Annotated in this window: 18 protein-coding genes and 1 tRNA gene; 7 read left to right on the top strand and 12 right to left on the bottom strand. The window is 70.6% G+C overall.

Going from position 1 to position 26,106, the window contains the following annotated elements; translation table 11 throughout:
• Nucleotides 1–23: 23 nt before the first annotated feature.
• The 5 genes from pth to OG496_RS24865 all read right to left on the bottom strand — a co-directional run bounded on the left by pth (nucleotide 24) and on the right by OG496_RS24865 (nucleotide 4,200).
• Nucleotides 24–626 (bottom strand): aminoacyl-tRNA hydrolase, encoded by a 603-nt coding sequence (gene pth / locus OG496_RS24885; protein ID WP_366496988.1) that lies wholly within the window; start codon nucleotides 624–626, stop codon nucleotides 24–26.
• Between the two features lie 100 nt (nucleotides 627–726).
• On the bottom strand, nucleotides 727–1,311 hold the full coding sequence (locus tag OG496_RS24880; protein WP_405972448.1) for a 50S ribosomal protein L25/general stress protein Ctc: 585 nt from the start codon (nucleotides 1,309–1,311) through the stop codon (nucleotides 727–729).
• A 181-nt stretch (nucleotides 1,312–1,492) separates the two neighbouring features.
• Nucleotides 1,493–2,473 (bottom strand): ribose-phosphate diphosphokinase, encoded by a 981-nt coding sequence (locus OG496_RS24875; protein WP_019064636.1) that lies wholly within the window; start codon nucleotides 2,471–2,473, stop codon nucleotides 1,493–1,495.
• Nucleotides 2,474–2,550: 77 nt separating this feature from the next.
• On the bottom strand, nucleotides 2,551–3,996 hold the full coding sequence (glmU, locus tag OG496_RS24870; protein WP_366496989.1) for a bifunctional UDP-N-acetylglucosamine diphosphorylase/glucosamine-1-phosphate N-acetyltransferase GlmU: 1,446 nt from the start codon (nucleotides 3,994–3,996) through the stop codon (nucleotides 2,551–2,553).
• Nucleotides 3,997–4,128: 132 nt separating this feature from the next.
• Nucleotides 4,129–4,200: transfer RNA gene (locus OG496_RS24865), tRNA-Gln, on the bottom strand.
• Between the two features lie 195 nt (nucleotides 4,201–4,395).
• Here OG496_RS24865 and OG496_RS24860 point away from each other — a divergent pair.
• Complete coding sequence (locus OG496_RS24860; RefSeq protein ID WP_366496990.1) at nucleotides 4,396–5,712, top strand: histidine kinase; 1,317 nt, start codon at nucleotides 4,396–4,398, stop codon at nucleotides 5,710–5,712.
• A 16-nt stretch (nucleotides 5,713–5,728) separates the two neighbouring features.
• On the opposite strand, the gene OG496_RS24855 is transcribed toward OG496_RS24860, so the two are convergent.
• Together OG496_RS24855 and OG496_RS24850 are read right to left on the bottom strand one after the other, a co-directional pair.
• Complete coding sequence (locus OG496_RS24855; RefSeq protein ID WP_366497081.1) at nucleotides 5,729–6,223, bottom strand: SUKH-3 domain-containing protein; 495 nt, start codon at nucleotides 6,221–6,223, stop codon at nucleotides 5,729–5,731.
• An 82-nt stretch (nucleotides 6,224–6,305) separates the two neighbouring features.
• On the bottom strand, nucleotides 6,306–6,845 hold the full coding sequence (locus OG496_RS24850) for a YwqJ-related putative deaminase (RefSeq protein WP_405972447.1): 540 nt from the start codon (nucleotides 6,843–6,845) through the stop codon (nucleotides 6,306–6,308).
• Nucleotides 6,846–7,217: 372 nt separating this feature from the next.
• Here OG496_RS24850 and OG496_RS24845 point away from each other — a divergent pair, with 372 nt between their 5' ends.
• The 3 genes from OG496_RS24845 (at nucleotide 7,218) to OG496_RS24835 (ending at nucleotide 12,006) form a co-directional block, all read left to right on the top strand.
• Nucleotides 7,218–8,225: an SMI1/KNR4 family protein gene (locus OG496_RS24845; RefSeq protein ID WP_366496992.1), complete on the top strand. Its 1,008-nt coding sequence runs from the start codon at nucleotides 7,218–7,220 to the stop codon at nucleotides 8,223–8,225.
• A gap of 8 nt (nucleotides 8,226–8,233) precedes the next feature.
• A complete protein-coding gene (locus tag OG496_RS24840; protein WP_405972446.1) occupies nucleotides 8,234–10,921 on the top strand; it encodes an SUKH-4 family immunity protein in 2,688 nt (895 codons plus the stop codon).
• Between the two features lie 197 nt (nucleotides 10,922–11,118).
• Nucleotides 11,119–12,006: a cellulose-binding protein gene (locus OG496_RS24835; protein ID WP_405972445.1), complete on the top strand. Its 888-nt coding sequence runs from the start codon at nucleotides 11,119–11,121 to the stop codon at nucleotides 12,004–12,006.
• Between the two features lie 113 nt (nucleotides 12,007–12,119).
• Here OG496_RS24835 and OG496_RS24830 read toward each other — a convergent pair whose 3' ends face one another.
• The 5 genes from OG496_RS24830 to OG496_RS24810 all read right to left on the bottom strand — a co-directional run bounded on the left by OG496_RS24830 (nucleotide 12,120) and on the right by OG496_RS24810 (nucleotide 18,485).
• A complete protein-coding gene (locus OG496_RS24830; RefSeq protein WP_405972444.1) occupies nucleotides 12,120–12,716 on the bottom strand; it encodes a hypothetical protein in 597 nt (198 codons plus the stop codon).
• On the bottom strand, nucleotides 12,713–14,419 hold the full coding sequence (locus OG496_RS24825; RefSeq protein ID WP_405972443.1) for a PHP domain-containing protein: 1,707 nt from the start codon (nucleotides 14,417–14,419) through the stop codon (nucleotides 12,713–12,715). The genes OG496_RS24830 and OG496_RS24825 overlap by 4 nt, the downstream gene beginning before the upstream one ends.
• Before the next feature lie 125 nt (nucleotides 14,420–14,544).
• On the bottom strand, nucleotides 14,545–16,221 hold the full coding sequence (locus OG496_RS24820) for a cation acetate symporter (protein WP_405972442.1): 1,677 nt from the start codon (nucleotides 16,219–16,221) through the stop codon (nucleotides 14,545–14,547).
• The gene (locus OG496_RS24815) at nucleotides 16,218–16,736 is read right to left on the bottom strand and encodes a DUF485 domain-containing protein (protein WP_405972441.1); all 519 of its coding nucleotides are present in this window, start codon (nucleotides 16,734–16,736) and stop codon (nucleotides 16,218–16,220) included. The genes OG496_RS24820 and OG496_RS24815 overlap by 4 nt, the downstream gene beginning before the upstream one ends.
• Before the next feature lie 186 nt (nucleotides 16,737–16,922).
• Entirely contained in the window at nucleotides 16,923–18,485 is a 1,563-nt protein-coding gene (locus OG496_RS24810; protein WP_405972440.1) for an MFS transporter, read from the bottom strand.
• A 380-nt stretch (nucleotides 18,486–18,865) separates the two neighbouring features.
• Between OG496_RS24810 and OG496_RS24805 the strand changes: the two genes are divergently transcribed.
• The 3 genes from OG496_RS24805 to mfd all read left to right on the top strand — a co-directional run bounded on the left by OG496_RS24805 (nucleotide 18,866) and on the right by mfd (nucleotide 26,052).
• Complete coding sequence (locus OG496_RS24805; protein WP_366496999.1) at nucleotides 18,866–19,654, top strand: ABC transporter ATP-binding protein; 789 nt, start codon at nucleotides 18,866–18,868, stop codon at nucleotides 19,652–19,654.
• Nucleotides 19,651–22,224, top strand: a complete 2,574-nt coding sequence (locus tag OG496_RS24800) for an ABC transporter permease (protein WP_405972439.1) — start codon at nucleotides 19,651–19,653, stop codon at nucleotides 22,222–22,224. The genes OG496_RS24805 and OG496_RS24800 overlap by 4 nt, the downstream gene beginning before the upstream one ends.
• A 297-nt stretch (nucleotides 22,225–22,521) precedes the next feature.
• Nucleotides 22,522–26,052: a transcription-repair coupling factor gene (gene mfd / locus OG496_RS24795; protein WP_405972438.1), complete on the top strand. Its 3,531-nt coding sequence runs from the start codon at nucleotides 22,522–22,524 to the stop codon at nucleotides 26,050–26,052.
• Nucleotides 26,053–26,106 lie beyond the last annotated feature (54 nt).

Here is a 26,106-nt window from a genome sequence, read left to right as displayed (position 1 = left end):
GCAAGTCGGGCGAGTCGGACGGCTCAGGAGTTGTACGCGCTCTGCGCCCGCTCCAGGCCCTCGCTCACCAGACACTCCACGGAGTCGGTCGCCCGGTCCACCAGGAAGTCCAGCTCCTTGCGCTCCGTGGAGGAGAAGTCCTTCAGGACGAAGTCGGCGACCTGCATACGGCCCGGCGGACGCCCGATGCCGAACCGCACCCGGTGGTAGTCCGGGCCCATCGCCTTCGTCATCGACTTCAGGCCGTTGTGGCCGTTGTCGCCGCCGCCGAGCTTGAGGCGGAGGGTGCCGTAGTCGATGTCGAGTTCGTCGTGCACGGCGAGGACGTTCGCGAGCGGCACCTTGTAGAAGTCACGCAGCGCGTTGACCGGGCCGCCCGACAGGTTCATGAACGACGTCGGCTTCACCAGCACGACCCGGCGGCTCGCCGGACCCGGCGCCCCGATCCGGCCCTCCAGGACCTGCGCCTGTGCCTTCCCGGCCCGCTTGAACTTGCCGCCGATCCGCTCGGCGAGGAGGTCGGCCACCATGAAGCCCACGTTGTGCCGGTTGTTCGCGTACTCGGGGCCGGGGTTGCCGAGTCCCACGATCAGCCAGGGGGCATTGGCGTCGGTCGTCACGTCCATGTCTCCTTGCTGTGCTTTTCGGGGGACACCCCCGGACCTCTGGCAGCCAGCCGCTGCTCCCGGTGGGAACAGCGGCTGACGAAACGGTGAGCGGTGCGGATCAGGCCTCGGTGGCCTCGGCGTCGGCGTCCGCGGAGGCCTCCTCCGCCTGAGCGGCCAGGACCTGGAGGACGACCGCGTCCTCGTCGATCGCCAGCGTGGTGCCCTTGGGCAGCGGGATGTCCTTGGCGGCGATGGAGGCACCGGCCTCCAGGCCCGCGATGGACACGGTGACCGACTCGGGGATGTGCGTGGCCTCGGCCTCGACGGTGATCGTGCTCAGCACGTGCTCCAGCAGGAACGAGCCCGGGGCCAGCTCGCCCTCGGTGTGCACGTAGACCTCGACGGTGACCTTCTCGCCGCTCTTCACGGTGAGCAGGTCGACGTGCTCCAGGTTGCCCTTGATGGCGTCACGCTGGACGGCCTTCGGGATGGCGAGCTGGGTCGTGCCCTCGATGTCCAGGGTGAGCAGGACGTTCGGGGTACGCAGGGCGAGCTGCAGCTCGTGGCCCGGCAGAGTGATGTGCAGCGGGTCGACACCGTGGCCGTAGACCACGGCGGGGACCTTCTTGTCACGGCGGATACGGCGGGCGGCACCCTTGCCGAACTCGGTGCGGGTCTCGGCGGCGAGCTTGACGTCGGCCATGGTCACTCCTCGTAGAACAGTCGGGGAAGGCGGTCACCCGGCCGAACATCGGCCTGCTACGAAGAGCGCGTCGATAACGGACCGCCGTACCCGAAAACCGGTACGGCCTCCCTCGCCGAGCAACTGTGACAGCTTACTCGGCGGGGAGGCCGTAACAGAAATCGATCTATGACGGGCTGTCTCAGTGCTCGTCGAAGAGGCTTGTCACCGAGCCGTCCTCGAATACCTCGCGGACCGCGCTCGCGATGGTCGGGGCGATCGACAGGACCGTGATCTTGTCGAGGTCGGCGCCGACCTCGCCCGGGGTGGGGAGGGTGTCGGTGAGGACGAACTCGCTGACGCGGGAGTTCTTCAGGCGGTCCGCGGCGGGGCCGGAGAGCACGCCGTGGGTGGCCGTCACGATGACGTCCTCCGCGCCGTGCGCGAACAGGGCGTCGGCGGCGGCGCAGATCGTGCCGCCGGTGTCGATCATGTCGTCGACCAGGACGCAGACGCGGCCCTTGACCTCGCCGACGACCTCGTGGACGGTCACCTGGTTCGCCACGTCCTTGTCGCGCCGCTTGTGCACGATCGCGAGGGGCGCGCCGAGGCGGTCGCACCAGCGGTCGGCGACGCGCACGCGGCCGGCGTCCGGGGAGACGACGGTCAGCTTGCTGCGGTCGACCTTGGAGCCCACGTAGTCCGCGAGGAGCGGGAGGGCGAAGAGATGATCCACGGGGCCGTCGAAGAAGCCCTGGATCTGGTCGGTGTGCAGGTCGACGGTGAGGATGCGGTGAGCGCCCGCCGTCTTCATCAGGTCCGCGATGAGCCGGGCCGAGATCGGCTCACGGCCGCGGTGCTTCTTGTCCTGCCGGGCGTAGCCGTAGAACGGCACGATGACGGTGATGGAGCGGGCCGACGCGCGCTTGAGCGCGTCGATCATGATGAGCTGCTCCATGACCCACTGGTTGATGGGAGCCGTGTGGCTCTGGATCACGAAACAGTCCGCACCGCGCACCGACTCCTCGAAGCGGACGTAGATCTCGCCGTTCGCGAAGTCGAAGGCCTTCGTCGGGACTACCCCGACACCCAGCTGCTGGGCGACCTCCTTGGCAAGCTCGGGGTGGGCGCGGCCGGAGAAGAACATCATCTTCTTCTCGCCGGTCGTCTTGATCCCGGTCACAGCACTGTCTCCTCAGAGGTCATTCAACTGGGTGTGCGTTTATCACGGTACGCCGTGTTCGACGCGCCCGTTTCCGGTCAGTTCTCGCTCTCGCCCTGGCGGGAAGCCGTTTCAGCGGCCTTCGCCGCCGCGCTGCCCGGACGCTTGCGGGCCACCCAGCCCTCGATATTCCGCTGCTGGCCACGGGCCACGGCCAGCGAACCGGGCGGTACGTCCTTCGTGATCACGGAGCCGGCGGCGGTGTACGAGCCGTCCCCGACCGTGACGGGTGCCACAAACATATTGTCCGAACCCGTCCGGCAATGCGATCCCACGGTGGTGTGGTGTTTGTCCTTGCCGTCGTAGTTCACGAAGACGCTGGCGGCACCGATGTTGGTGTACTCGCCGATCGTCGCGTCCCCGACGTAGGAGAGGTGCGGGATCTTCGTGCCCTCGCCGATCGTCGCGTTCTTCGTCTCGACGTACGTGCCGATCTTGCCCTTGGTGCCCAGGCGGGTGCCGGGACGGAGATAGGCGTACGGCCCGACGGACGCCTGCGGGCCGATGTGCGAGCTGACGGCGACGGTGTTGTCGACGCGGGCGCCGGCCTCGACGGTGGTGTCCGTCAGGCGGGTGTTGGGGCCGACCTCGGCGCCCTCGCCGATGTGGGTGGTGCCGTGCAGCTGGGTGCCGGGGTGGACGATCGCGTCCTGGCCGAAGGTGACGGCGACGTCGATCCAGGTCGTCGCCGGGTCGATGACGGTGACCCCGCCGAGCATGGCCTCGGTGAGCAGCCGGTCGTTGAGGATGCGGCGCGCCTCGGACAGCTGGACGCGGTTGTTGATGCCGGCGATCTCGCGGTGGTCGCCCGCGACGGAGGCGCCGACCCGGTGTCCGGCCTCGCGCAGGATGCCGAGGACGTCGGTGAGGTACTCCTCGCCCTGGCTGTTGTCGGTCCGCACCTTGCCGAGGGCGTCGGCGAGCAACTGCCCGTCGAACGCGAAGACTCCGGAGTTGATCTCGCGGATCGCGCGCTGCGAGTCGGAGGCGTCCTTGTGCTCGACGATCGCGGTCACCGCGCCGGAGGCGCCGTCGCGGACGATCCGGCCGTAGCCGGTGGCGTCCGGGACCTCGGCGGTCAGCACGGTCACCGCGTTGCCGTCGGCGGAGTGGTTGGCGGTGAGGGCGCGCAGGGTCCCGCCGCGCAGGAGGGGGGTGTCGCCGCAGACGACGACCACGGTCCCGTCGACGGTGCCTAGCTCTTCGAGCGCCATGCGTACGGCGTGCCCGGTGCCGTTCTGCTCGGCCTGGACCGCGGTCCGTACGCCGGGGTCGGTCTCACCGAGGTGCGCGGTCACCTGCTCGCGGGCGTGGCCCACGACGACGACCAGGTTCTCCGGCTCCAACTCGCGGGCGGCGGCCAGCACATGACCGACGAGGGTCCGGCCGCAGAGCTCGTGCAGGACCTTCGGTGTGGCCGACTTCATACGGGTGCCCTCACCCGCTGCGAGGACGACGACGGCTGCCGGGCGAATGGCGCTCACGGGTTTGCCCTTCGGCTTCGGAATGCTGGGGGGTGGACATTCGCAGGATACCGGGGCGTTTCATGGGGGACATGAGAGTGGGCCCTGACAGTGCTGTCAGGGCCCGAACAGGGTTGCTGGAAGAGGTTGTTGCTCCCCCGCCAGGACTCGAACCCGGACAAATGGCACCAAAAGCCACGGTGCTGCCAATTACACCACGGGGGATCAAACTCGTGAGAACCGGACATTTAGCCTGGTCGCCGAGTGGGCACAGAACACTATGCCGTACGTGATGCCCTCCGTGCGACGGGACTTGTCCCGGGTGATCGGTTTCGTGGCTGTTCGATTACGGGCCGTGGTGTAGGCCGGTGCACGGAAACTCGCCGGAAAAGCGGGCCTGAACGCCCGTAGGCTGGAGGCATGACCACGACGGGGGAAGACCATGCCACGGCCCGGGGAGGGCCGGGGTGGTGGACCAGGTGGCGCAGTGCGGTGCTGGACACGGGGCTCGCGGCGGGGTCCGCCGCGGAGTGCGGGGCGGAGGGGGTCCGGTTCGCGCACGACGCGGGGATCCCGGCCGCCGTCGGTGTCGTCTTCGGGGTGCTGGCCGGTTCGGCGCTGATCGTCCGCCGGAAGTGGCCGATCGCCGTCGTCCTCGTCTCCATCGCCATCACCCCGGCCCAGATGGGCTACCTGATGGGCATCGTCGGCCTGTACACCCTGGCCGCTTCCGAACTGCCGCGCCGGATCATCGGATCGCTGGCCGGGATGTCGTTCCTCGGCATGCTCATCGTCATGTTCGTCCGGGTACGGCAGGACATGCAGCGCGGGACCTGGGAACTCGGCGACTGGTTCGTCCCGTTCGCCTCCATCACCACCGCGGTCGGGATGACCGCGCCGCCCGTCCTGCTCGGCCTCTACGTCGGCGCCCGGCGCCGGCTGATGGAGAGCCTCCGGGAGCGCGCGGACAGCCTGGAGCGGGAACTCCAGCTCCTCGCGGAGCGCGCCGAGGAGCGCGCCGAGTGGGCCCGGGGCGAGGAACGGACCCGGATCGCACGGGAGATGCACGACGTCGTCGCACACCGGGTCAGCCTGATGGTCGTGCACGCGGCCGCGCTCCAGGCGGTGGCCCGCAAGGACCCCGAGAAGGCCGTCAAGAACGCCGCGCTCGTCGGGGACATGGGACGCCAGGCACTCACCGAACTGCGGGAGATGCTCGGGGTGTTGAGGAGCGGCGACAGCCGGGACGCCCGCGAGCGGACGGCCGTACCGCTGGTCGCGGTGGGCGTGGCCGCGGCGGCAGCGGCTTCCCGGGCGGTCGACGACGAGGGCGCGGGCGACGGCCCCTGTCTGTCCGACGTGGACGAGCTGCTCGGCCAGTCCGCGGCGGCCGGGATGGCCGTGGACCTGTCGGTGGAGGGGGAGACCCGGTCCTACGCGGCGGAGATCGAGCAGACCGCGTACCGGGTGGTGCAGGAGGCGTTGACGAACGTCCACAAGCACGCGGCGGGCGCGAAGACCCACGTACGGCTCGCGCACCGGGTGTCGGAGATCGCGATGCAGGTCGAGAACGAGCCGCCGCCCGAGCTCGCCTCCGCGTCGGCGGCGCGGCTGCCCTCCGGGGGCAACGGGCTGGTGGGGATGCGGGAGCGGGTGCTCGCGCTGGGCGGGGTGTTCGTGTCCGGGCCCACGGATGCCGGCGGTTTCCGGGTGTCGGCGGTCATTCCGGCGACGTGACCGGGGTGGATCCGGGTCAGCCCGCCGTCAGCCGTACCGGCTCTATGCCCGAGACCAGGGTGGCGAGGGCCTGGTCGATGTCACCGCCCAGGTACCAGTCGCCGGTGTGGTCGAGGGCGTAGACGCGGCCCTCGGAGTCGATGGCCAGGAGGGACTGGGTGTCCGGTTCCTCGCCCAGCGGGCTGACGTCGGTGTCCAGGGCCCGGCCGAGGTCGCCGAGGGTGCGGGCCATGTGGAGGCCGTGCAGCGGGTCCAGGTGGAGCGCCACCGGGGAGATCTGGCGGCCGGGGCCCGAGGGCGTGATGTGCAGGCCGCCGAACTCGGCCCAGGCCTCCACCGCCGCCGGGAAGACGGCGTGCTGGTGTCCCGCGGGCGAGGTGTGGTCGCGCAGGGTGTCCGCCCAGATCTCGGCCTGTTTTATGTCCCAGCGGCCGGGCTGCCAGCCCGCGGCGCGCAGGGCGGCGTCCACGGGTACGGAGAAGCGCGTGGTGGAGTGGCGGTCGGCGTGCATCTGCCCTTCGATCGTCGGCGTCAGGGACGGTGGTGCGGTCGTGCTGAGGTGCTGAGGTCCTGTGGTGGTACGGGGGTGGGTGTCAGCCGGTTTCCGTCGCGGGGTCGACGACTCGGACGCCGAAGTGGGCGCTCAGGGCTGCGCAGGCCCGGCAGGGGGCCGCGAAGCTGCCGTGCAGGGGGTCGCCGTCCTCGCGGATGCGGCGGGCGGTGAGCTTGGCCTGCTTGAGGGTCTTGCGGGCCTCGCCGTTGGTCATCGGCTTGCGCGCGGCGCGTTTGCTGCGGTCGGCGTCGGCGGCGGCGATGTGGCGGGAGATCAGGATCGCCTCGGCGCAGCGGCCGGTGAACCGGTCGCGCTGCGCGCTGCCGAGGGTGTCGAGGAAGTCCTGCACGAGCGGGTGCAGCGCGGGTGCCTGGTCGCCGCGGGCGGCGGTCCCGGTGAGGGTGGTGGCGCCGCGCACGGAGAGGGCGGCGGCGACGGTCGGAAGTATGCCGTCACGGCGGTGGCTGAGGGCGGGTACGTGCGGTCCCTCGGTGGCGCTCCAGCCGACCCGGGGGTCGCCTGAAGGCCCGGTGTGCGCCCCGGTGTGCGGTCCCGTCTGCGTCGCGTTCATGATCGTCATCCCCTCCCGAGCATCCCCCGGCGCGTCACAGAGTGCCAAATGCCGTGGCTGGTGCGGTAGCTGGGGCGGTGCGACACGCCAGGGCTTCGGCGGGCTGTCACGACGGGGTGACGGCAGGTCACGGAAGTGGAGATCCGGTGACGGGTGCGGTGCGTTCCGTGAGGGGTGCGGCGAGGGGGTGCGGCCGACCGCTGCCGGTGACCGGTGTCGCCGTACCGCATAGGCTGTCCGCACCGCGTTCCACGCGGTCGACGCGTGGAGACAGGCGAACGAAGACGTCAAGAAGACGAGACAGTCGATACGGGGCACAGTAGGGCGAGTTGGACATTCGGCCGCTGTGAATCGTACTGAATGCCGCAGGGGGCAACCGCCATGACGACAGGTCGGCTCGGGCAGCGAGCCGCGCCACCGAACGCGGCCTACGCCGGGCAGGTCGTGCACTTCCCGGACCCGGTCCGGGCGGCCCGCCACCCCAGAGGGGTGCGGATGGACGAGCACGGCTACCCCGACTTCTCGCCGTACGCGCGCGCGGCCGCGGAGATCGCCGAGCCCCCGGAGGGCTTCGGCGTCGACGAACTGCGCCTCACGGACTACGTGTCGGCGAACGCGGCGCTCGCCGCGACCCGGCACGAGCTGTGGGACACCGTGCCCGCGGTGGCCACCCCGCACGGCTGGACCTGGCACCACGTGGTCGGCACCCGGCGCCTCGAACTCGTCCCCGTCGACGTGAAGGCGCTGCTGCGCCACCACGGCGGGATCGCCACGGCCGCCGTCGCCCACGACAAGCGCGGCACCCGCCCGCTCCAGGAGACCCGCCCCGCGCACTTCGGACTGCCGAAGTCGACGGTCGCGGTGACCGAGGCGCAGGTGCAGGGCGTCGAGGAGGACCTCGGCTACCGACTCCCGGGCGCCTACCGGTCGTTCCTCAAGGCGGCCGGCGGCTGCGCCCCCATCGGCACCGCGCTGGACGCCGATCTGGGGCTGCTGATCGACCAGCCCTTCTTCACGGTCCGCGACGAGGCGGCCGTCAACGACCTCGTCTACATCAACAAATGCCTGCGCGACCACCTCACCAAGGACTACCTGGCCGTCGGCTTCGTCCAGGGCGGCCTGCTCGCGGTCAAGGTCAAGGGCCAGGCGATCGGTTCGGTCTGGTTCTGCGCCTACGACGACGCCCGCGACGTCGACCCGTCCCAGGCGCCGGCCGACCGCGTGGAGCGGCTGCTGCTGCGCGCCGGGGACGACTTCGACCAGTTCCTGGCCCGACTCGCGGGAAATCCCCCGGAGTTGGAGACGGTGGCCAATCTGATGGTGGACGGCGGGTTCGCCCAGTCGGTTCCGGTGTCGTCCGCGGCCTCGGCGTCCGCGGTGGGGGAGTGAGCTGACCGATGGTGACCTTCGCGCAGGCGCAGGAGCGCGCCGAGGAGTGGATCAACGGCGATGTGCCGTCGTACCAGCATCGCGAGGTGCGGGTGCGGGAGTTCGACCTCGGCTTCGTGATCTGGGCCGAGGACCGCGCCGACGGACCGCGTTCGGACGGCGGCGCACAGCGGATGGTGCTCGCCCGCGACAGTGGCGAGGCCACGCTGTGGCCCTCGCTCCCGGTGGGTGAGGTCGTCCGCCGCTACGAGGAGGAGTACGGCCGCCCCGACGAGATCGCCGACGCGGTACCGGCGGCTCCCGCCCGGGTGGACCTCAATCAGACCTCGTTCCTGCTGAGTCCGCCGGAGTGGCTGCAGGAGGCGGCGGACAAGCTGGGGATTCCGGACCGCCGGGGGGAGTCGGCCTCGGCCTCGACTCCCGCTGCGGGGGCGGGTGTTGGGGCGCAGAGTCCGGCGGGGCGTGCGCTTCCGGAGACGCAGGCCGGGGTGCCCGCCGCTTCGGCGTGGCCGGACGCCGGGGGGTCCGGGGTGCCGGACGACGCGCCCGCCGTGCCTGCCGGGGCGACTCCCTGGGCGGGGACCGACACCAACGCGGATCCCGGCGAGGACCGTTCGGTACCGCTGCCCGCGACCGTTTTCGCACCGCCGCTGAGGGAGCCCGAGGACAACACCCCGCCCGACGCCGAGACCGCGCTGATCTCCGGGGGGAGCCAACTCCCGCGTACGGCAACGTCTCCGGCGCTGGATGAGTCCCGCTCCAACTCCAACTCCGGTGGTGGGGGCGGGGGTTCGCAGGAGCCTGGTGGACCTGGTGGTGCGCCGCAGGGCAACACGCCGCCGTCGTACGGGTATCCGCAGGGTGCGCCTCAGCCGGCTCCGTCGTCGTACGGGTATCCCCAAGGGGCCGGTAACGTGCCTCAGCCTCCTGGTGGGCCCGGGGTGCCGGGGCGGGCGCTCGCGCCCAACGCCGGGGACATCGCCGACGCCGCGACCAGCAAGGCGGCGCCTCCGCCGCGCCGGGGCGGTGGTTCCAAGACGCCTCCTCCGCCGGGTGCTCCGGGGACGCCGGGTGCGCGGCCGGGCGGTGCGCCCGCATCGCCTCCGCCGCCTCCGCAGGCGCCGGGCGGTGGGTATGTGGCGACGCAGATGGTTTCGGGGCTCGGTCCGGAGGGGCCTGGTGCTCCGCAGCCGCCGGGTGCGCCTGGCGGGCCCGGTGCTCCGAACACTCCCGGTGGTACGCCTCCGGGTGGGGCGCACCATGCCGCGACGATGCTTGCCGATCCGGGGCAGGGTGGCCCTGGGGCCGCGGGGCCGAGGCCTCCGCAGTCGCCGGGTGCCCCTGGTGCGCCAAAGCCGCCCGGAGTTCCTGGAGTTCCCGGTGGCCATGGTGCCCCCGGCTCTCCCGGCGCGCCCCAGCCGCCGAACGCCCCCGGCGCTCCCGGCAACCCCGGTTCCCAGGGCGGTGCCCAAGGTGCTGTGCATCACGCGGAGACCATGCTCGCCGGGCCGCCGATGGGTGGGCCCGGTGTGCCCCCGCCGCCGCAATACCCGGGCGCGCCCGGTGCGTTGGGCGCCCACGGTATGCCGCCGGGCGCTCCGCCGCAGCAGCAGCCGATGCCGCCCCCTGGGCAGCAGCTGCCCGGTCAGCCCATGCCTCCCGCGCCGGGGCAGCCGTTCCCCGGGCAGCAGCAGCCCGCCTACGGCTATCCGCAGCAGGGGCAGCCGACCGTAGGACCGGGTTATCAGGCCGTGTTGCGGTACCGCGCGCCGGACGGGTCCGAGCAGCAGCTGATCCGGCGGTCCGCGCCGGGGACGCCGCACCCGGAGTGGCAGATCTTCCACGAGCTGCGCGGCATGAACATCCCGCCGGACCAAGTCCTCGAACTGCACACGGAGTTGGAGTCCTGCGAACTGCCGGGCGCGTACTGCGCGCGGATGATCCGCGAACAGTGGCCACAGGCCCGCATCGCGAGCATCGCGCCGTACGGCACGGATCACGCGAGCCGGCAGCAGGGGATGCGCGAACTCCTCGCCCACCAGGGCGAGTTGCACCAGGTCGCCGACGGGCCGGCCCGACTCGCCCCGGTGCGGGCGCTGTTGCCGCCGGTGCAGCCGACGCCGCCGATCCCGCCGGAGGCGATCGCGCAGGAACTGGCGGGCGCGTTCGGGCCGGGCGTGTTCCGGTTCGAGCAGGCGGCGGTGTCCCGGCAGGGCGTACCGCCGGTCGTCGCGCACACGCTGGTCGCGGCGGGGCTGCCGATGGACATGGGCCCGTTCTTCTGGGCGCAGGCCCAACCGGGGCGCCCCGTACCGACGTTGGCCGAACTCGCGCAGGAGCGCGGGGTGCGGCCGTCCGCCGACGCGGGCTCGTACCTCGTCATGGGCAGCGACTTCGGCCGCGCGATCTGCGTCCAGTACGGCACGGCGAACATCGTCGCGGTGCCCGTGGAGGCGGGGCCGGGCGGCGCGCCCGTACCGCCGCAGTTCGTGAACACGGGGCTGCCCGAGTTCGCGCGCTGTCTGGCGCTGCTCGGCCGGATGTGGCGACTGCGGTACGGGCTGAACCAGGAGCAGGCGGGCCGGTGGACCGTCGACTTCCAGGCGCAGCTCGCTTCGCTGGATCCGGCGGCGCTCGGTTCGCCGGAGAGCTGGTGGTCGGTGTTGCTGGAGCAGATGTGGGACGGGTTGTTGTGACGCCGATCCGCTGAACAGGCTGTATTGAGCTGTATTTAAGGGCCGGACCCGGTCGTGTGATCGGGTCCGGCCCTTTTGTGTTGCCTGATGCCCGTGACCTGTCTGCGGAGTGTCGCGTTATGAACACTTACGCCCGATCCATCAAGATATGCGGCAAATCATCATGTCGTGTCCGTCGGATGGAGAGGGGTTCCAGGATGAGCAGCGCATCGGTGTCACCACGTGGCTTCGTGGCCGTACGGGGGCGCGGCTACCGCCCCGACCAGGTCGACGCGTACGCGGCGGCGATCTCGCGGTACCGGGACGTGGCGTGGGAGCGGGCCGCGCGGCTGACCGTACTCGCCAAGGACATGGAGGCGGAGGCCGAGCGGATGCGGGTCGCCGTGTCCCGGCTGGCTCCGCAGACGTACGAGACGCTGGGTGAGCGGGCTCAGCGGTTGTTCCAGTTGGGGGTGGAGGAAGCCGCGGCGCTACGGGAGTCCGCGCGGCGTGCGGCGGAGGAGCGGGTCGCGGAGGCCGAGGCGCGCGCCGCGGGTGTGCTTCAAGCCGCGCGGGAACACGCCGACGCGCTCCGTGCGGAGGTCGAGGAACGGGCCCGGCAGCGGCTCCTCGCGGCCCGCGCCGAAGCCGACGACATCCGGATCGGCGCCCGGCGCGAGGTGAAGGAAGGGCGCACGGAGGCGCTGTCCGCGTTGCGTGAGGTACGGCAGCGGACCGCGGCGATGCTTGGTGAGCAGGCCAAGGAGCACGACGAGCGGTGGGCGTTGGCTGAGCGGGAGGCGTCGTCGCGGGCGGCTGCTCTGGATACGGAGTATGCCGAGCGGGTGGCTCTTGCGGAGACTGCGTTGGGGGAGGCGCAACAGGCCTTTGCCGAGGCCGAGTTGTCGGATCGGCGGCGGCAGGAGGAGGCGGCCTCGCGCGCGGCTCAGGTGGTGGCGGAGGCTCGGGTGCGGGCGGAGCGGGTTGCCCGGGACACGGAGCGGGTGCTGCGCGAGCATGGGGAGACCTGGGATGACGTGCAGGCGCACATGGATCATGTGCGGAGCAGTTTGACCGCGCTTACGGGGCGGGCCGCGGCGGAGTGATGTGACGGGGGCGCGGTTCTGTTCTGGTCATGTGCGGGCCGGTGGGGGCTGGTCGCGCCCACGCGGCGGTGGCCGCAAATGGAACACAGCCCCGCGCCCCTGGGTGGGCCCCGTCACGGGTGATCCGCGCAGCAGGGGGTCGGCTTGGGGACCTCGAACGGGGCCAGGGTGTTGCCCACCGCCGGGACCAGCGCCAGGACCAGGTGGCCCTCGCGCCACTCGGGGCGTACGTGGTCCTGGGTCAGGATCGGGGTGGCGGGGTCCGGGGTGCTCAGCGGGGCGCCGACCACCGTCAGTTGGTCGATCGCCGTCGACTCCAGCAGGTCGGCCACGGTGACTGTTCCGGTGAGGCGTTCTACGCCGGCGTAGAGCACCGCCCGGCCCGATCGTCGCGCCGCGTGTTCGGCCGCGGCCAGGGCGGCGGCTCCGGAAGGGCCGTGTCTACGGTCGTCCAGGGCCGCGCTCATCTCCGTCGCCGTGAGCCGTTGCCAGACCTCCTCCGCTGAACCCGCCTCCGGCAGAGCGAGCGACACCGCCGTCCCCCTGCGCGTGTCCGTCCGGATCAGGTGCGTGCACGCGACCGTCCCCGGTGGAAGCCCGAGCGTGGTCGTCAGGTCGCGGATCAGGTGGTCCGCCTCGCGGAGCGTGGTCGTGCCGGCGTCCACCCCGATGACGGGGTGGACGCCGGACGGGTCGTAGGGGGTGGTCATGCGGGGAGGACCCACATCGGGTTGGAGTAGAACCAGAGGTCCTTCCACGGGTCGGCGTCGCCGAGGACGTCCATCGCGGGGCCTGCGGGGTCTACGGACGGGCCGTTGACGCCTACGGCGGAGCGGTTGCCGTCGGTGCCGCGGAGGCGGACGTAGACCGGCTTGTCGAGGCGGCCGAGGGAGTACGTGAGGCGGACGGTGCCGGTGGACCTGTCGACCTCGAAGGACTTGACGACCTTCGTCTTCGGGGTGGCGAACGTGTCCTTGTCCGCGACCGGGCCGGTGACATCGCCCTGGATGACGTCGACACGGGCCAACTTGGGCTGGAACTGGGCCCAGTTGGGGCCGTTCGCCAGGCTGATCCTGATGGTCAGGTCCACCTGCGCGCCGCGGCGGACGTGGAGTGCGCCGCCGAGGGTGACCTCGCGGCCGCCGTAGGACAGGCGGGCGTCGAGGCCGCTGATCAGGCCGCCGTGGTCGACCCAGACGCGGCCCGCGCGGATGCCGTCCATGACCGCCTTGTAGGCGAAGGAGGTCGCGCCGACGTGGGTGCGGGAGTACTGGCCGGGCCAGAAGTCGGTGTCGGTGAGGCTGATGCCGGTGCCGTAGACGGGGTCCTCGTAGCGGCCGTTGGCGTTGAAGTCGCCGCCCGGGCCGCGTACGGCGGTGTCCGCGTAGACGTTGTGGGAGTCGGAGTTGGCGGTGATCCACCAGGGCTTGCCCTCGGCGAGGAGGCTGTCCCACAAGCCGCCGACCGTGGCCGTCATCCAGTCGAAGCCGCCCCAGGTGCGGTAACTCTCCAGCGGGTAACCGGCGAAGGAGTCGGCGCTCGGGCTGCCGTCGTAGATGCCGCGCCCGCCGCCCGGGCCGTTCGGCTTGGGGATGCCGCCCGCCTGGTGGCCGGGGGCGCCCTCCATGCCGACGGCGATCGAGGGCTGCGCGTCGCGCCAGCCGCGGATCTCGTGCGGGGAGTCGATGCCCTTGCGGGCGGGGTGGTTGGCGAGGAACAGCGCGTCCTTGACCTTGCGGCGGCGGACCTGGTCGGCGAGGAAGTTGACGCCCGCGATGGCGAGGGCCTCGTTGGCGGGCGAGTTGCCGCTCGCGTTCTTCACGCTGCCGTCGAAGGAGTTCTCGAACTCCTTGAGTACAGCTACCTCGTTGGAGCCGGGGTGCACGAAGACCGTGCCGTGCTCGGCGCCCGGGATGTTCCACTCCAGGCCCTGGAAGACGAGGGTGTCGTCGGTCTTCTCACGGGCGTCGACGATGTCCGGATTGACCTTCTCCACACCGATCTTGGCGTGCGCGACGCTGCCGTGGTCGGTGATGACCATCCAGTCCAGGCCGTGCGCGTTCGCCTGGCGTACGTGGTCGATGACCCGGTACTTCGCGTCGCTGCTGTACTGCGTGTGGATGTGGTGGTCGCCGGCCAGCCACAGGTAACCGCCGTTGCCCTTCGACGACTTGGCCGTCTGCTCCTGCACCGACGCGGCTGCCTCCCCTGCGCCGGCGAGCACGCCGCCCGCCGCAAGTCCCGCTCCCAGCAGGCCCGTTCGGCGCAGCATGCCTCTTCGGGACAGCTGACTGGGCGTCAACTCCGCGTCCGGTACGGACGTGTCGAGGGCGGGCGGCAGCGACGAGGTGTCGCCGTCCCCGTGGTGGTGATGGTGGTGACCGTGATCGCCGTGACTGTGGCCGTGGCTCATGTTCAACTCCCGCTGATGCAGGGACCTTCACGCTCGGACGTGCAGAGTCTGGAAAGGAGCGGTGAACAGCGGGAGTCGGGGTGGTGGTGTGGCAAAGAACGAGTCATGCACGGCTACAACACCGGTCATGCGGTGCTTTTGCGTCGGTCATACGGTGTCTCTCCGTGTGTCCCGCCGCTGTCTCTCCGTACCGCGCCCGCCAGGATCCAGCCCTCCATCGCGTCGTACCGGCGGCGCTGTTCCTCCTCCTCGCGGCGGCCCGAGGCGACCGTGCCCAGCCAGCCGCAGGCGAAGCCGAGCGGGATCGTGACCAGGCCCGTCGTGGTGAACGGGAACCAGTTGAAGTCGGCGTTCGGGAAGGCGGCGGTGGGCGAGCCGGAGACCAGGTTGGTGCCCGGCATCAGCAGCAGGACGGAGAGGGTGCCGCCGATAAGCGTACTGAGCAGGCCTGTTCGGGTGTAGCGGCGCCAGAAGAGGCTGTAGACGAGGGCGGGCGCTATCGCCGAGGCACCCAGACAGAAGGACAGGGTGACGAGAGGTTGCAGGCCCCGGTGCTGGATCAGCGTCGCCAGCACGATCGCCGGAACGCCCACCGCCAGCGCCGAGTAGCGGGCCAGCGTCATCTCGCGGCGGACCGGCATCTCCTGGACCCGGGTCGCGAAGACGTCGTGGGCGAGGGAGTTGGCGCAGGCGAGGATCATCCCGGCGACGGAGGCAAGCAGGGTGAGGAAGACGGCCGTGGTGACGGTGGTGAAGAGGAGCGTCTCCGTCGTCGACATGGTGGCCCCGAACACCGCCCGCGAGCCCAGGAGATACGCCGTGTTGCCCTGCGGGTCGGCCCGCGCGATCGCCGCCCGGCCGAGCAGCGCCGTCGCGCCGAACCCGACGACCGTCACGATCACCACGAACAGCGCCACGCTCGACACCGCCCACGACATCGACCGCCGCACCTGCCGCGCGCTCGACGCGGTGTACATGCGCATTGTTATGTGCGGCAGACAGGCGCCGCCGATCACGACCGTCAGCTCTGAACTGATCATGTCCAGCCGGGGACTTGGCCCGCCCGCGAACTGAAGTCCCGAGTGCAGGAAGGCCGGTCCGGCGCCGCTGCGCCCCGCCGCCGTGTCGAAGAACGAACCCAGGTCCCAGTGGAACCGGTTCAGCAGGAGTACGGCGATCACGGCTCCCGACCCGAGCAGCATCACGATCTTCAGGATCTGGATGAGCGCGGTGCCCTTCATGCCGCCGATCGCCGCGTAGCTGATCATCAGCGCGCCCAGGCCGATGATGCAGCCGGTCTGCAGGAAGTCGCTGGAGAAACCGAGGATGAACGCCAACAGCTGCCCTGCGCCCGCGAGTTGGACCAGCATCAGGGGCAGCAGCGCGATGATCGTCACCGTGCACGCGACGATCCGTACGGAACGTCCCGGCATCCGGCGGGCGAGGGCGTCGCCCATCGTGAACCGGCCCGCGTTGCGCAGCGGTTCGGCCAGCAGGAACATCAGCAGCATCAGCGACAGAGCCGTGCTCAGCGCCAGCACCACCCCGTCGTAGCCGTACAGGGCGATCACCCCGCCCGTGCCCAGCACGCTCGCCGCGGAGATGTAATCACCCGCTATGGCAAGGCCGTTGCGCAGCGGGGAGAGGGAGCCGTACCCCGTGTAGAACTCGTCGAGGTCGTCGCGGTCGGGGCCCGTCATCACGCACAGCAGCAGCGTGATCGTGGCGACGGAGGTGAAGGCCACCAGCGACATGGTCTGCGAGGAGTCCCTGAGACCGGTCATCGCGGTCGTTGCGGTCATCGTGCCGCCTCCCGTCTGGCGTCCAGTTCGGCCTGCTTGCGGAAGCGGTCCGCGAGGGGGTCGACGCGACGCCGGGCCGTGCGTTCGTAGAGCGCTGTCGCGAGCCAGGTGACGGGCAGTTGGACCAGCGCGAGCAGCAGTCCGGTGGGCACACCGCCGGTGCCGGTGCTCGACATCAACGAGGGCGCGAACGCGGAGAGCCCGAGGAAGAGGCAGAAGTAGCCGAGCGCGGCGAGGGTCGCCACCCGCCGCTGACGCCGGTACGCGCCGCGCAGGATGCGCAGATCGCTGTGGTTGCCGAGCGCGGGGCGACGGGGGAGACGGCGGCGCTCGGGTGGAGGCGGGGGTGGCTGCCAGGGGTAGGTGACGGTGGGCGGGGGTGGAGACGGGGGCGGTGCGTGGTCGTACGGGGTGTAGGGGACGGAGTCCGGGTCGTACGGGGTGTACGGGTCGGGTGACGAATGCACATCATCCGGGTGGTACGAATCATGCGGAGGGTACGGGTCGTAGGACATCCCGTGCTCCTTGCGTGGCTCGGGTCCGTGGCGGCGGACCGCAGGGAGTGGGCGGCGGGGGTCACGCACGTTACTCGCCGGTTGGGGGATGTGGGTGGTTTTCGCCGAACTGGGCGGCCGGTAGGCGCCGCCGCGTCAACACCCACTGACCTCGGGTGTTGCCGGGATCGCCCAACTCGGGCCCGCTCACTGCTCCTTGAGGACCGGGAACCGTCGGGGCGCCAGGAACAGCAGCACCAGGAAGGCCACCGCCGCCGCGCACCCCGCGCCGATGTACACCGCGTGCACCGCGTCCGCGATCGCCCGCCGGGTGGCCTCGGGGACCGCACCCCCGTCGAGGCCGCGCGTCACCGAGTCCAGGTCGCTCGCGCCGCCCAGCCGGGACGCCAGCACCCCGTTGGCGACCGCCCCGAAGACGGACGCGCCGATCGTCTGGCCGGTCTGGCGGCAGAACAGGACGGACGCGGTCGTCACACCCCGCTCCTCCCATCCGACGGTCGACTGCACCCCGACGATCAGCGGGAGTTGGAAGAGTCCGAGGGCCGCGCCGAGCAGCAGCATCAGCACCATCGGCTGCCAGGCCGCGCCCGGATACGGCAGGAACGGGAACGCGAACAGGATCAGCGTCGCCGTCCCGATCCCGAGCATCGCCGTGTTGCGGAAACCGATCCGCCGGTACACGTGCTGGCTCAGCGCGGCCGACACCGGCCAGCTCAACGTCCAGACGGACAGCACGAATCCGGCCGCCACGGGTGCAAGCCCGAGCACCGACTGCGCGTACGTCGGCAGGAACACGCTCGGCGCCACCATCAGCAACCCCAGTGCGCCCAGGGCCAAGTTGACGGCCGCGATCGTACGGCGCCGCCACACCCACCCCGGGATGATGGGCTCGGCCGCCCGCCGTTCGATCGCGACCACCAGTCCGGCCAGGGCAAGTCCCGTACCGAACAAGGCCATTGAGGGTGCCGAGAGCCAGTCCCACGCGACCCCGCCCTGCACCAGCGCCGTGATCAGTACGCCTCCGCAGGCGAACACGGCCAGTGCGCCCGCCCAGTCGATGCGGGGGCGGGAGGTGCGGGCGCGTTCCGGTTCGTGGAGGTGGCGGACGATCAGCCACAACGCCACTGCTCCGACAGGGAGGTTGACGAGGAAGATCCACCGCCAGCCGGCGTACGCGGCGAGCAGTCCGCCCACCCCCGGGCCCGCGACCGCCGACACCGCCCACACCGTGGACAGCTTCGACTGGATCTTGGGGCGTTCCTTCAGCGGGTACAGGTCGGCGGCGAGCGTCTGGACCGTGCCCTGCAACGCCCCGCCGCCCAGGCCCTGTACGACCCGGAACGCGATCAGCGCGCCCATGTTCCAGGACACCGCGCACAGCAGCGAACCGGCGAGGAAGACCGCCGCCCCGACGATCAGCACCGGCTTGCGGCCGAAGGTGTCGGAGAGCTTGCCGTAGACGGGCAGGGTGACCGTCACGGCCAGCAGATAGCCGGAGAACAGCCAGGAGAAGACGGAGAAGCCGCCGAGGTCGCCGACGATCTGCGGGACGGCGGTCGAGACGATGGTGGAGTCGAGGGCGGCCAGGGCCATCGCCAGCATGAGGGCCGCGACGACCGCGCGCTTGCGGCGGTCGGGAGGGGCCGGCGCGGGCTGCCCGGCCGCCTCGGTTCGTATCTCGGTATCGGTGTCGGCGTCGGTGTCGCTGTCCCGGTCCCCCTGGTCCACAGGATTCCTTTCCCCTTGCATCTATCTGCCGCGCACCAGCTTCCCACTTGACCCTCACGTAGCGGCAGGGCGGAACCTGAGCGGGCCGGTGGGTGGACCGGACCCCGAGATCGACTCCACCCGGCGGTGGAGAGCCCCTAGGGGTCCCTCCCCACTACGACCCGGGGAGGGTTCGTACCGGCGGAGGAGGAGAAGGGGGAGGGGCCGTCCTTAACCTGGCTTTATGCCGCTGGGGGGCGGCAGGCCGAACCCAGGAGGGTGGGGTTTTCCCCCGGGAAAGACTGCGCTGAGCACCAGCGCGCCGGACCCCCTCCCGCCGCCAGAATCGTCGTCGTAACCAGTTGAACCGCATCGACCGGGCACCGGCACGCTCTGCTGCCGACCGACTTAGGAGACATACCGTGACATCGGCTGTGACCATTCCCAGGCACGGGGGTACTGGAGGGCGTACGGCCGTTGCCGCGCGAGCGCGGCAGGTCGTCAAGGCGTACGGGGCCGGGGAGACCCGCGTCGTCGCCCTCGACCATGTCGACGTGGACATCGCCCGCGGCCAGTTCACCGCGATCATGGGCCCCTCGGGGTCCGGCAAGTCCACGCTCATGCACTGCCTCGCCGGGCTCGACACCGTGACGTCCGGGCAGATCTACCTGGACGAGACCGAGATCACCGGCCTCAAGGACAAGAAGCTCACCCAACTGCGCCGGGACCGGATCGGGTTCATCTTCCAGGCGTACAACCTGCTGCCGACGCTGAACGCGATCGAGAACATCACGCTGCCCATGGACATAGCCGGCCGCAAGCCCGACAAGGGCTGGCTGGCGCAGGTCGTGGACACGGTCGGCCTGTCCAGCCGGCTCAAGCACCGGCCCAACCAGCTCTCCGGCGGACAGCAGCAACGCGTCGCCGTGGCACGGGCGTTGGCGGCCCGCCCCGAGATCATCTTCGGCGACGAGCCGACCGGAAACCTCGACTCCCGTGCGGGAGCAGAGGTGTTGGGCTTCCTGCGCCGGTCCGTGGACGACCTGGGCCAGACCATCGTGATCGTCACCCACGACCCGGTGGCCGCCTCGTACGCGGACCGCGTCCTGTACCTCGCGGACGGCCGGATCGTCGACGAGATGTTCAAGCCGACCGCGGACGCCGTCCTCGACCGCATGAAGGACTTCGACGCGCGGGGGCGTACGTCATGACCGTCATGAAGACCTCGATGCGCAACTTCTTCGCGCACAAAGGCCGGATGGCGCTCTCCGCGATAGCCGTGCTGCTGTCGGTGGCGTTCGTCTGCGGCACGCTGGTGTTCACCGACACGATGAACACGACCTTCGACAAGCTCTTCGCGGCCACCGCGTCCGACGTGACGGTCCTGCCGAAGGCGGCCAAGGCCGACGGCAGCACCCCGCAGAACGGACTGCCCGAGTCGCTGCCGGCCTCCACGGTCGCGCAGGTGGCGAAGGCCCAGGGCGTCAAGTCCGTCGAGGGCGGCGTCAGTTCGATGAACGTGACCGTCGTGAACAGCGCCAACAAGAACATGGGGTCCTCGACCGGCGCGCCCACCATCGCGGGCAACTGGACGAAGAACGACCTGCGTTCGATGGAGATCACCTCCGGCCACGCCCCGCGCGGCCCGACCGAGGTCATGGTCGACGCCGACACCGCCGACAAGCACCACCTGAAGATGGGCGAATCGCTGCGCACGATCTCGCAGACCGGTGACTTCACCGCGCGGATCGTCGGCATCGCCACCTTCAAGGTGACCAACCCCGGTGCGGCCGTCGTCTACTTCGACACCGCCACCGCACAGCGCGAACTCCTGGGCGCCACCGGCCGGTTCACCCAGCTCGGCGTCACCGCCACGAGCGGTGTGACGGACACCGAGCTCAAGCAGAACGTGGGACAAACTCTCGCGTCGTCGGGGACGTTCAAGATCCAGACGGCCAAGGAGAACGCCGACGAGAACCGCAAGGGCGTCGGCCAGTTCATGAACGTCATCAAGTACGCCATGCTCGGCTTCGCCGGGATCGCGTTCCTGGTGGGCATCTTCCTCATCATCAACACCTTCTCGATGCTGGTCGCCCAACGGACCCGCGAAATAGGCCTGATGAGGGCGGTCGGCTCGTCCCGCGGGCAGGTCAACCGCTCGGTGCTGGTCGAGGCGACCCTGCTCGGGATCGTCGGCTCGATCCTCGGGGTCGGCGCCGGTGTCGGCATCGCCGTAGGCCTGATGAAGCTGATGAGCGCGGCGGGCATGGACCTGTCGACCCGGGACCTGACGGTCAAGTGGACCACCCCGGTGCTCGGCCTGCTCCTCGGCGTGATCGTCACCATCCTCGCCGCCTACCTCCCGGCCCGCCGGGCCGGCAAGGTCTCCCCGATGGCAGCGCTGCGCGACGCCGGTACACCAGCCGACGGCAAGGCCGGCTGGGTGCGGGGTCTGATCGGCCTGGTCCTGACGGGCGCGGGTGTCGCGGCCCTGTTCGCGGCGGCGACGGCGAAGAAGGCGACGGACGGTTCGCTCGTCCTGGGCGCGGGTGTCGTGTTGTCGTTGATCGGCTTCGTGATCATCGGCCCGCTGCTCGCCAACGGGGTCGTACGGGTCATCAGCGTCGTACTCCTGCGGGCCTTCGGACCGGTGGGGCGCCTGGCCGAACGCAACGCGCTCCGCAACCCCAGGCGTACGGGTGCTACGGGTGCGGCCCTGATGATCGGCCTCGCGCTGGTCGCCTGCCTCTCGGTGGTCGGCTCCTCGATGGTCGCCTCTGCGACGAGCGAGCTGGACAAGTCCGTCGGCGCCGACTTCATCGTCCAGGGCAACCAGCGCATCGTGCCGCAGGCGGAGAAGGCGATGGAGAAGTCCCCGGACCTCGTCCACGTCACCCGCTACAAGGACATCGACGCCACCCTCACCTCGCCCGACGGCCAGAAGGACACCGACGGCATCACCGCCGCCGACCCGTCCTACGCCCAGGACCTGCGCCGCGCCACCACGGCCGGCGACCTGTCCGCCGCCTACGGCACCAACGCGATGTCGGTCGGCTCCAAGTACGCCAAGAAGCACGGCGTCCACGTCGGCGACACGATCAACGTCGCCTTCAAGGGCGGCGAGACGGCGAAGCTGAAGGTCGCGGCGATCACGGACGACGACGTCGCCATCGACCAGGGCGCGCGGTACACCAGCATCGCCACGATGCAGAAGTACCTCCCCGCGAACAAGGTCCCGCCGAACGAGATCATGTTCGCCAAGGCCAAGGACGGCCAGGAGAAGCAGGCGTACGCGGCCCTGAAGAAGGCCATGGCTCCGTACCCGCAGTACCAGGTGCGCGACCAGACCGACTACAAGCAGGAACTCAAGGACCAGATCGGCCAGCTCCTGAACATGGTCTACGGTCTGCTCGCTCTGGCGATCATCGTGGCGGTCCTGGGTGTCGTGAACACCCTCGCCCTGTCGGTCGTCGAGCGGACCCGGGAGATCGGCCTCATGCGAGCGATCGGCATGTCCCGCCGCCAGCTCCGCCGGATGATCCGCATGGAGTCGGTCGTGATCGCCCTCTTCGGAGCGCTGCTCGGCCTGGGGCTGGGCATGGGCTGGGGGGCCACGGCCCAGCAGCTGCTCGCCCTGGAGGGGCTGAAGGTCCTGGAGATTCCCTGGGGCACGATCATCGCGGTCTTCATCGGGTCGGCGTTCGTGGGACTGTTCGCGGCCTTGATCCCGGCGTTCCGGGCGGGGCGGATGAACGTCCTCAACGCGATCGCCACGGAGTAGCCAACCGAGCCACTGTCCAACGGGGGCAGGCCCGGCGCCGAGAAGTCACGGGGGACTTCTTGGCGCCGGGTTTGTTTCTTCTTGTCGTTTGTCTGTCGTCTTTGAGGTCCACTTCTCTGTTGCCAGTAAACGGGTGGGTGGGTGGGAAAGGCCTTTTCGGTGGTGCAGGGTGCCGAGAAAGCAGGGGTTATCCACAGCCCCCGGCGTCAGCCACCGCACCGACGTACGCTGGAGACCCCCGGCCCACCCTTCGCGTCGGGCCCTTCGTGTTGCCCACCCCCAGACGGAAAGCCCTCCATGAGCCTGCACGGTCTGCTCGACGCCGTAGTCAAGGACCCCGCCCTCGCGGAAGCCACCCGCGCCGCGACCGACGGCAACCGCATGCACGTCGACCTGGTGGGCCCTCCGGCGACCCGCCCCTTCGCCGTGGCAGCGCTGGCCAGGGAGACCGGCCGTACCGTCCTCGCGGTGACCGCGACGGGCAGGGAGGCCGAGGACCTGGCGGCAGCCCTGCGCTCGCTGCTCCCGCCGGACGGCGTCGTGGACTACCCGTCCTGGGAGACCCTCCCGCACGAGCGGCTCAGCCCGCGCAGCGACACCGTGGGCCGCCGCCTCGCCGTCCTGCGCCGCCTGGCCCACCCGAGGGAGGACGACCCGGAGACGGGCCCGGTCTCCGTCGTCGTGGCGCCCGTGCGGTCCGTGCTGCAACCGCAGGTCAAGGGGCTCGGAGACCTGGAGCCGGTCGCCCTGAGGACGGGCCAGAGCGCCGACCTGAACGCGATCGTGGACGCGCTCGGCGCCGCCGCGTACGCGCGCGTGGAGCTCGTCGAGAAGCGCGGCGAGTTCGCGGTGCGCGGCGGCATCCTGGACGTGTTCCCGCCCACCGAGGAACACCCTCTGCGCATCGAGTTCTGGGGCGACGACGTCGAGGAGATCCGCTACTTCAAGGTCGCCGACCAGCGCTCCCTGGAGGTCGCCGAACACGGCCTGTGGGCACCCCCGTGCCGTGAACTCCTGTTGACGGAAGACGTCCGCACGCGTGCGCGTGCCCTGGCCGAACAGCACCCCGAACTGGGCGAGCTGCTCAACAAGATCGCCGAGGGCATCGCCGTAGAGGGTATGGAGTCCCTTGCCCCGGTGCTCGTCGACGACATGGAGCTGCTGCTCGACGTGCTGCCCAAGGGCGCGATGACCGTCGTATGCGATCCGGAGCGGGTACGCACGCGTGCCGCCGATCTCGTCGCCACCTCGAACGAGTTCCTCCAGGCCTCCTGGGCGGCCACCGCCGGTGGTGGCGAGGCGCCCATCGACGTCGGCGCGGCCTCCCTGTGGGCCATCGCGGACGTACGGGACCGGGCGCGCGAGCTGGACATGATGTGGTGGTCGGTGTCGCCCTTCGCGGCCGACGAAGAGCTCGACGCGGACACCCTGAAGCTCGGGATGCACGCCCCCGAGACCTACCGCGGCGACACCGCGAAGGCCCTCGCCGACACCAAGGGCTGGCTCGCCGACGGCTGGCGCACGGTCTTCGTGACCGAGGCCCACGGTCCCGCGGCCCGCACGGTCGAGGTCCTCGGCAGCGAGGGCGTGGCGGCCCGCCTGGAGACGGAGCTGGGGGAGATCGCCCCCTCCGTAGTGCACGTGGCGACCGGTTCGATCGACTACGGCTTCGTCGATACGGCGCTCAAGCTCGCCGTCCTCACCGAGACCGACCTCTCCGGGCAGAAGGCCGCCGGCAAGGACGGCGTGCGGATGCCGGCCCGCCGCCGCAAGACCATCGACCCGCTCACCCTGGAGGCGGGCGACTACATCGTCCACGAGCAGCACGGTGTGGGCCGCTACATCGAGATGGTGCAGCGCACGGTGCAGACCGCCACGCGCGAGTACCTGGTCGTCGAGTACGCCCCCGCCAAGCGCGGCCAGCCCGGCGACCGGCTCTACATCCCCACCGACCAGCTGGAGCAGATCACCAAGTACGTCGGTGGCGAGTCCCCGACCATGCACCGCCTGGGCGGCGCCGACTGGACGAAGACCAAGGCGCGCGCCAAGAAGGCCGTCAAGGAGATCGCGGCCGACCTCATCAAGCTGTACTCGGCCCGGATGGCCGCCCCGGGGTACGCGTTCGGCGCGGACACGCCCTGGCAGCGCGAGCTGGAGGACGCCTTCCCGTACGCGGAGACGCCCGACCAGTTGACGACCATCGCCGAGGTCAAGGACGACATGGAGAAGTCGATCCCGATGGACCGGCTGGTCTGCGGCGACGTCGGCTACGGCAAGACCGAGATCGCGGTGCGGGCCGCCTTCAAGGCCGTACAGGACGGCAAGCAGGTCGCCGTCCTCGTCCCGACGACGCTGCTCGTGCAGCAGCACTTCGGGACGTTCACCGAGCGGTACTCGCAATTCCCGGTCAACGTGCGGGCGTTGAGCCGCTTCCAGAGCGACACGGAGGCGAAGGCGACCCTGGAGGGCCTGCGCGAGGGCTCCGTGGACCTCGTCATCGGCACCCACCGTCTGTTCTCCTCCGAGACCAAGTTCAAGGACCTCGGCCTGGTCATCGTCGACGAGGAGCAGCGCTTCGGCGTCGAGCACAAGGAGCAGCTGAAGAAGCTGCGCGCGAACGTCGACGTCCTGACGATGTCCGCCACCCCGATCCCCAGAACCCTGGAGATGGCGGTGACCGGCATCCGCGAGATGTCGACGATCACGACGCCCCCGGAGGAGCGTCACCCGGTGTTGACGTTCGTCGGCCCCTACGAGGAGAAGCAGATCGGCGCCGCGATCCGTCGCGAACTCCTGCGCGAGGGCCAGGTCTTCTACATCCACAACCGCGTCGAGTCGATCGACCGCGCGGCGGCGAGGTTGCGCGAGATCGTCCCGGAGGCGCGCATCGCGACCGCCCACGGCCAGATGTCGGAGCAGTCGCTGGAGCAGGTGGTCGTCGACTTCTGGGAGAAGAAGTTCGACGTCCTGGTGTCGACGACGATCGTCGAGTCGGGCATCGACATCTCCAACGCGAACACGCTGATCGTGGAGCGCGGTGACAACTTCGGTCTGTCCCAACTCCACCAGCTCCGGGGCCGGGTGGGCCGTGGCCGCGAGCGGGGTTACGCCTACTTCCTGTACCCCCCGGAGAAGCCCCTCACGGAGACGGCCCACGAGCGCCTCGCGACCATCGCCCAGCACACGGAGATGGGCGCGGGCATGTACGTGGCGATGAAGGACCTCGAAATCCGAGGCGCCGGAAACCTGTTGGGCGGCGAACAGTCCGGACACATCGCGGGTGTCGGCTTCGACCTGTACGTCCGCATGGTCGGCGAGGCCGTCGCGGACTACCGCGCCTCCCTGGAGGGCGGTGTCGAGGAGGAGCCGCCCCTGGAGGTCAAGATCGAGCTCCCGGTCGACGCGCACGTCCCGCACGACTACGCCCCCGGCGAGCGCCTGCGCCTCTCCGCCTACCGGTCCATCGCCTCCGCCAACACGGAGGAGGACATCAAGGCCGTACGCGAGGAACTCGTCGACCGCTACGGCAAGTTGCCCGAACCGGTGGAGAACCTGCTGCTGGTGGCAGGCCTGCGCATGCTCGCCCGCGCGTGCGGCGTCGGCGACATCGTCCTCCAGGGCACCAACATCCGCTTCGCACCGGTGGAGTTGAGGGAGTCCCAGGAGCTGCGCCTCAAGCGCCTCTACCCGGGCACCGTCATCAAGCCGGCCGCCCACCAGGTGCTGGTACCCCGCCCGAAGACGGCCAAGGTGGGCGGGAAGCCGCTGGTCGGGCGGCAGTTGCTGGGGTGGGTGGGGGAGTTCCTGGCGACGATCCTGGGGTCGTAGGGAGTCGTAGGGAGAGTTACCAGGAGCTGTAGGGGGACCGGTCGGCCGGGGGCG

This window comes from Streptomyces sp. NBC_00988 (assembly GCF_045162645.1).
Lineage (GTDB): Bacteria > Actinomycetota > Actinomycetes > Streptomycetales > Streptomycetaceae > Streptomyces.
Note: the sequence above shows the minus strand (reverse complement) of the source record. Positions and strands in the feature narration are given on the sequence as shown.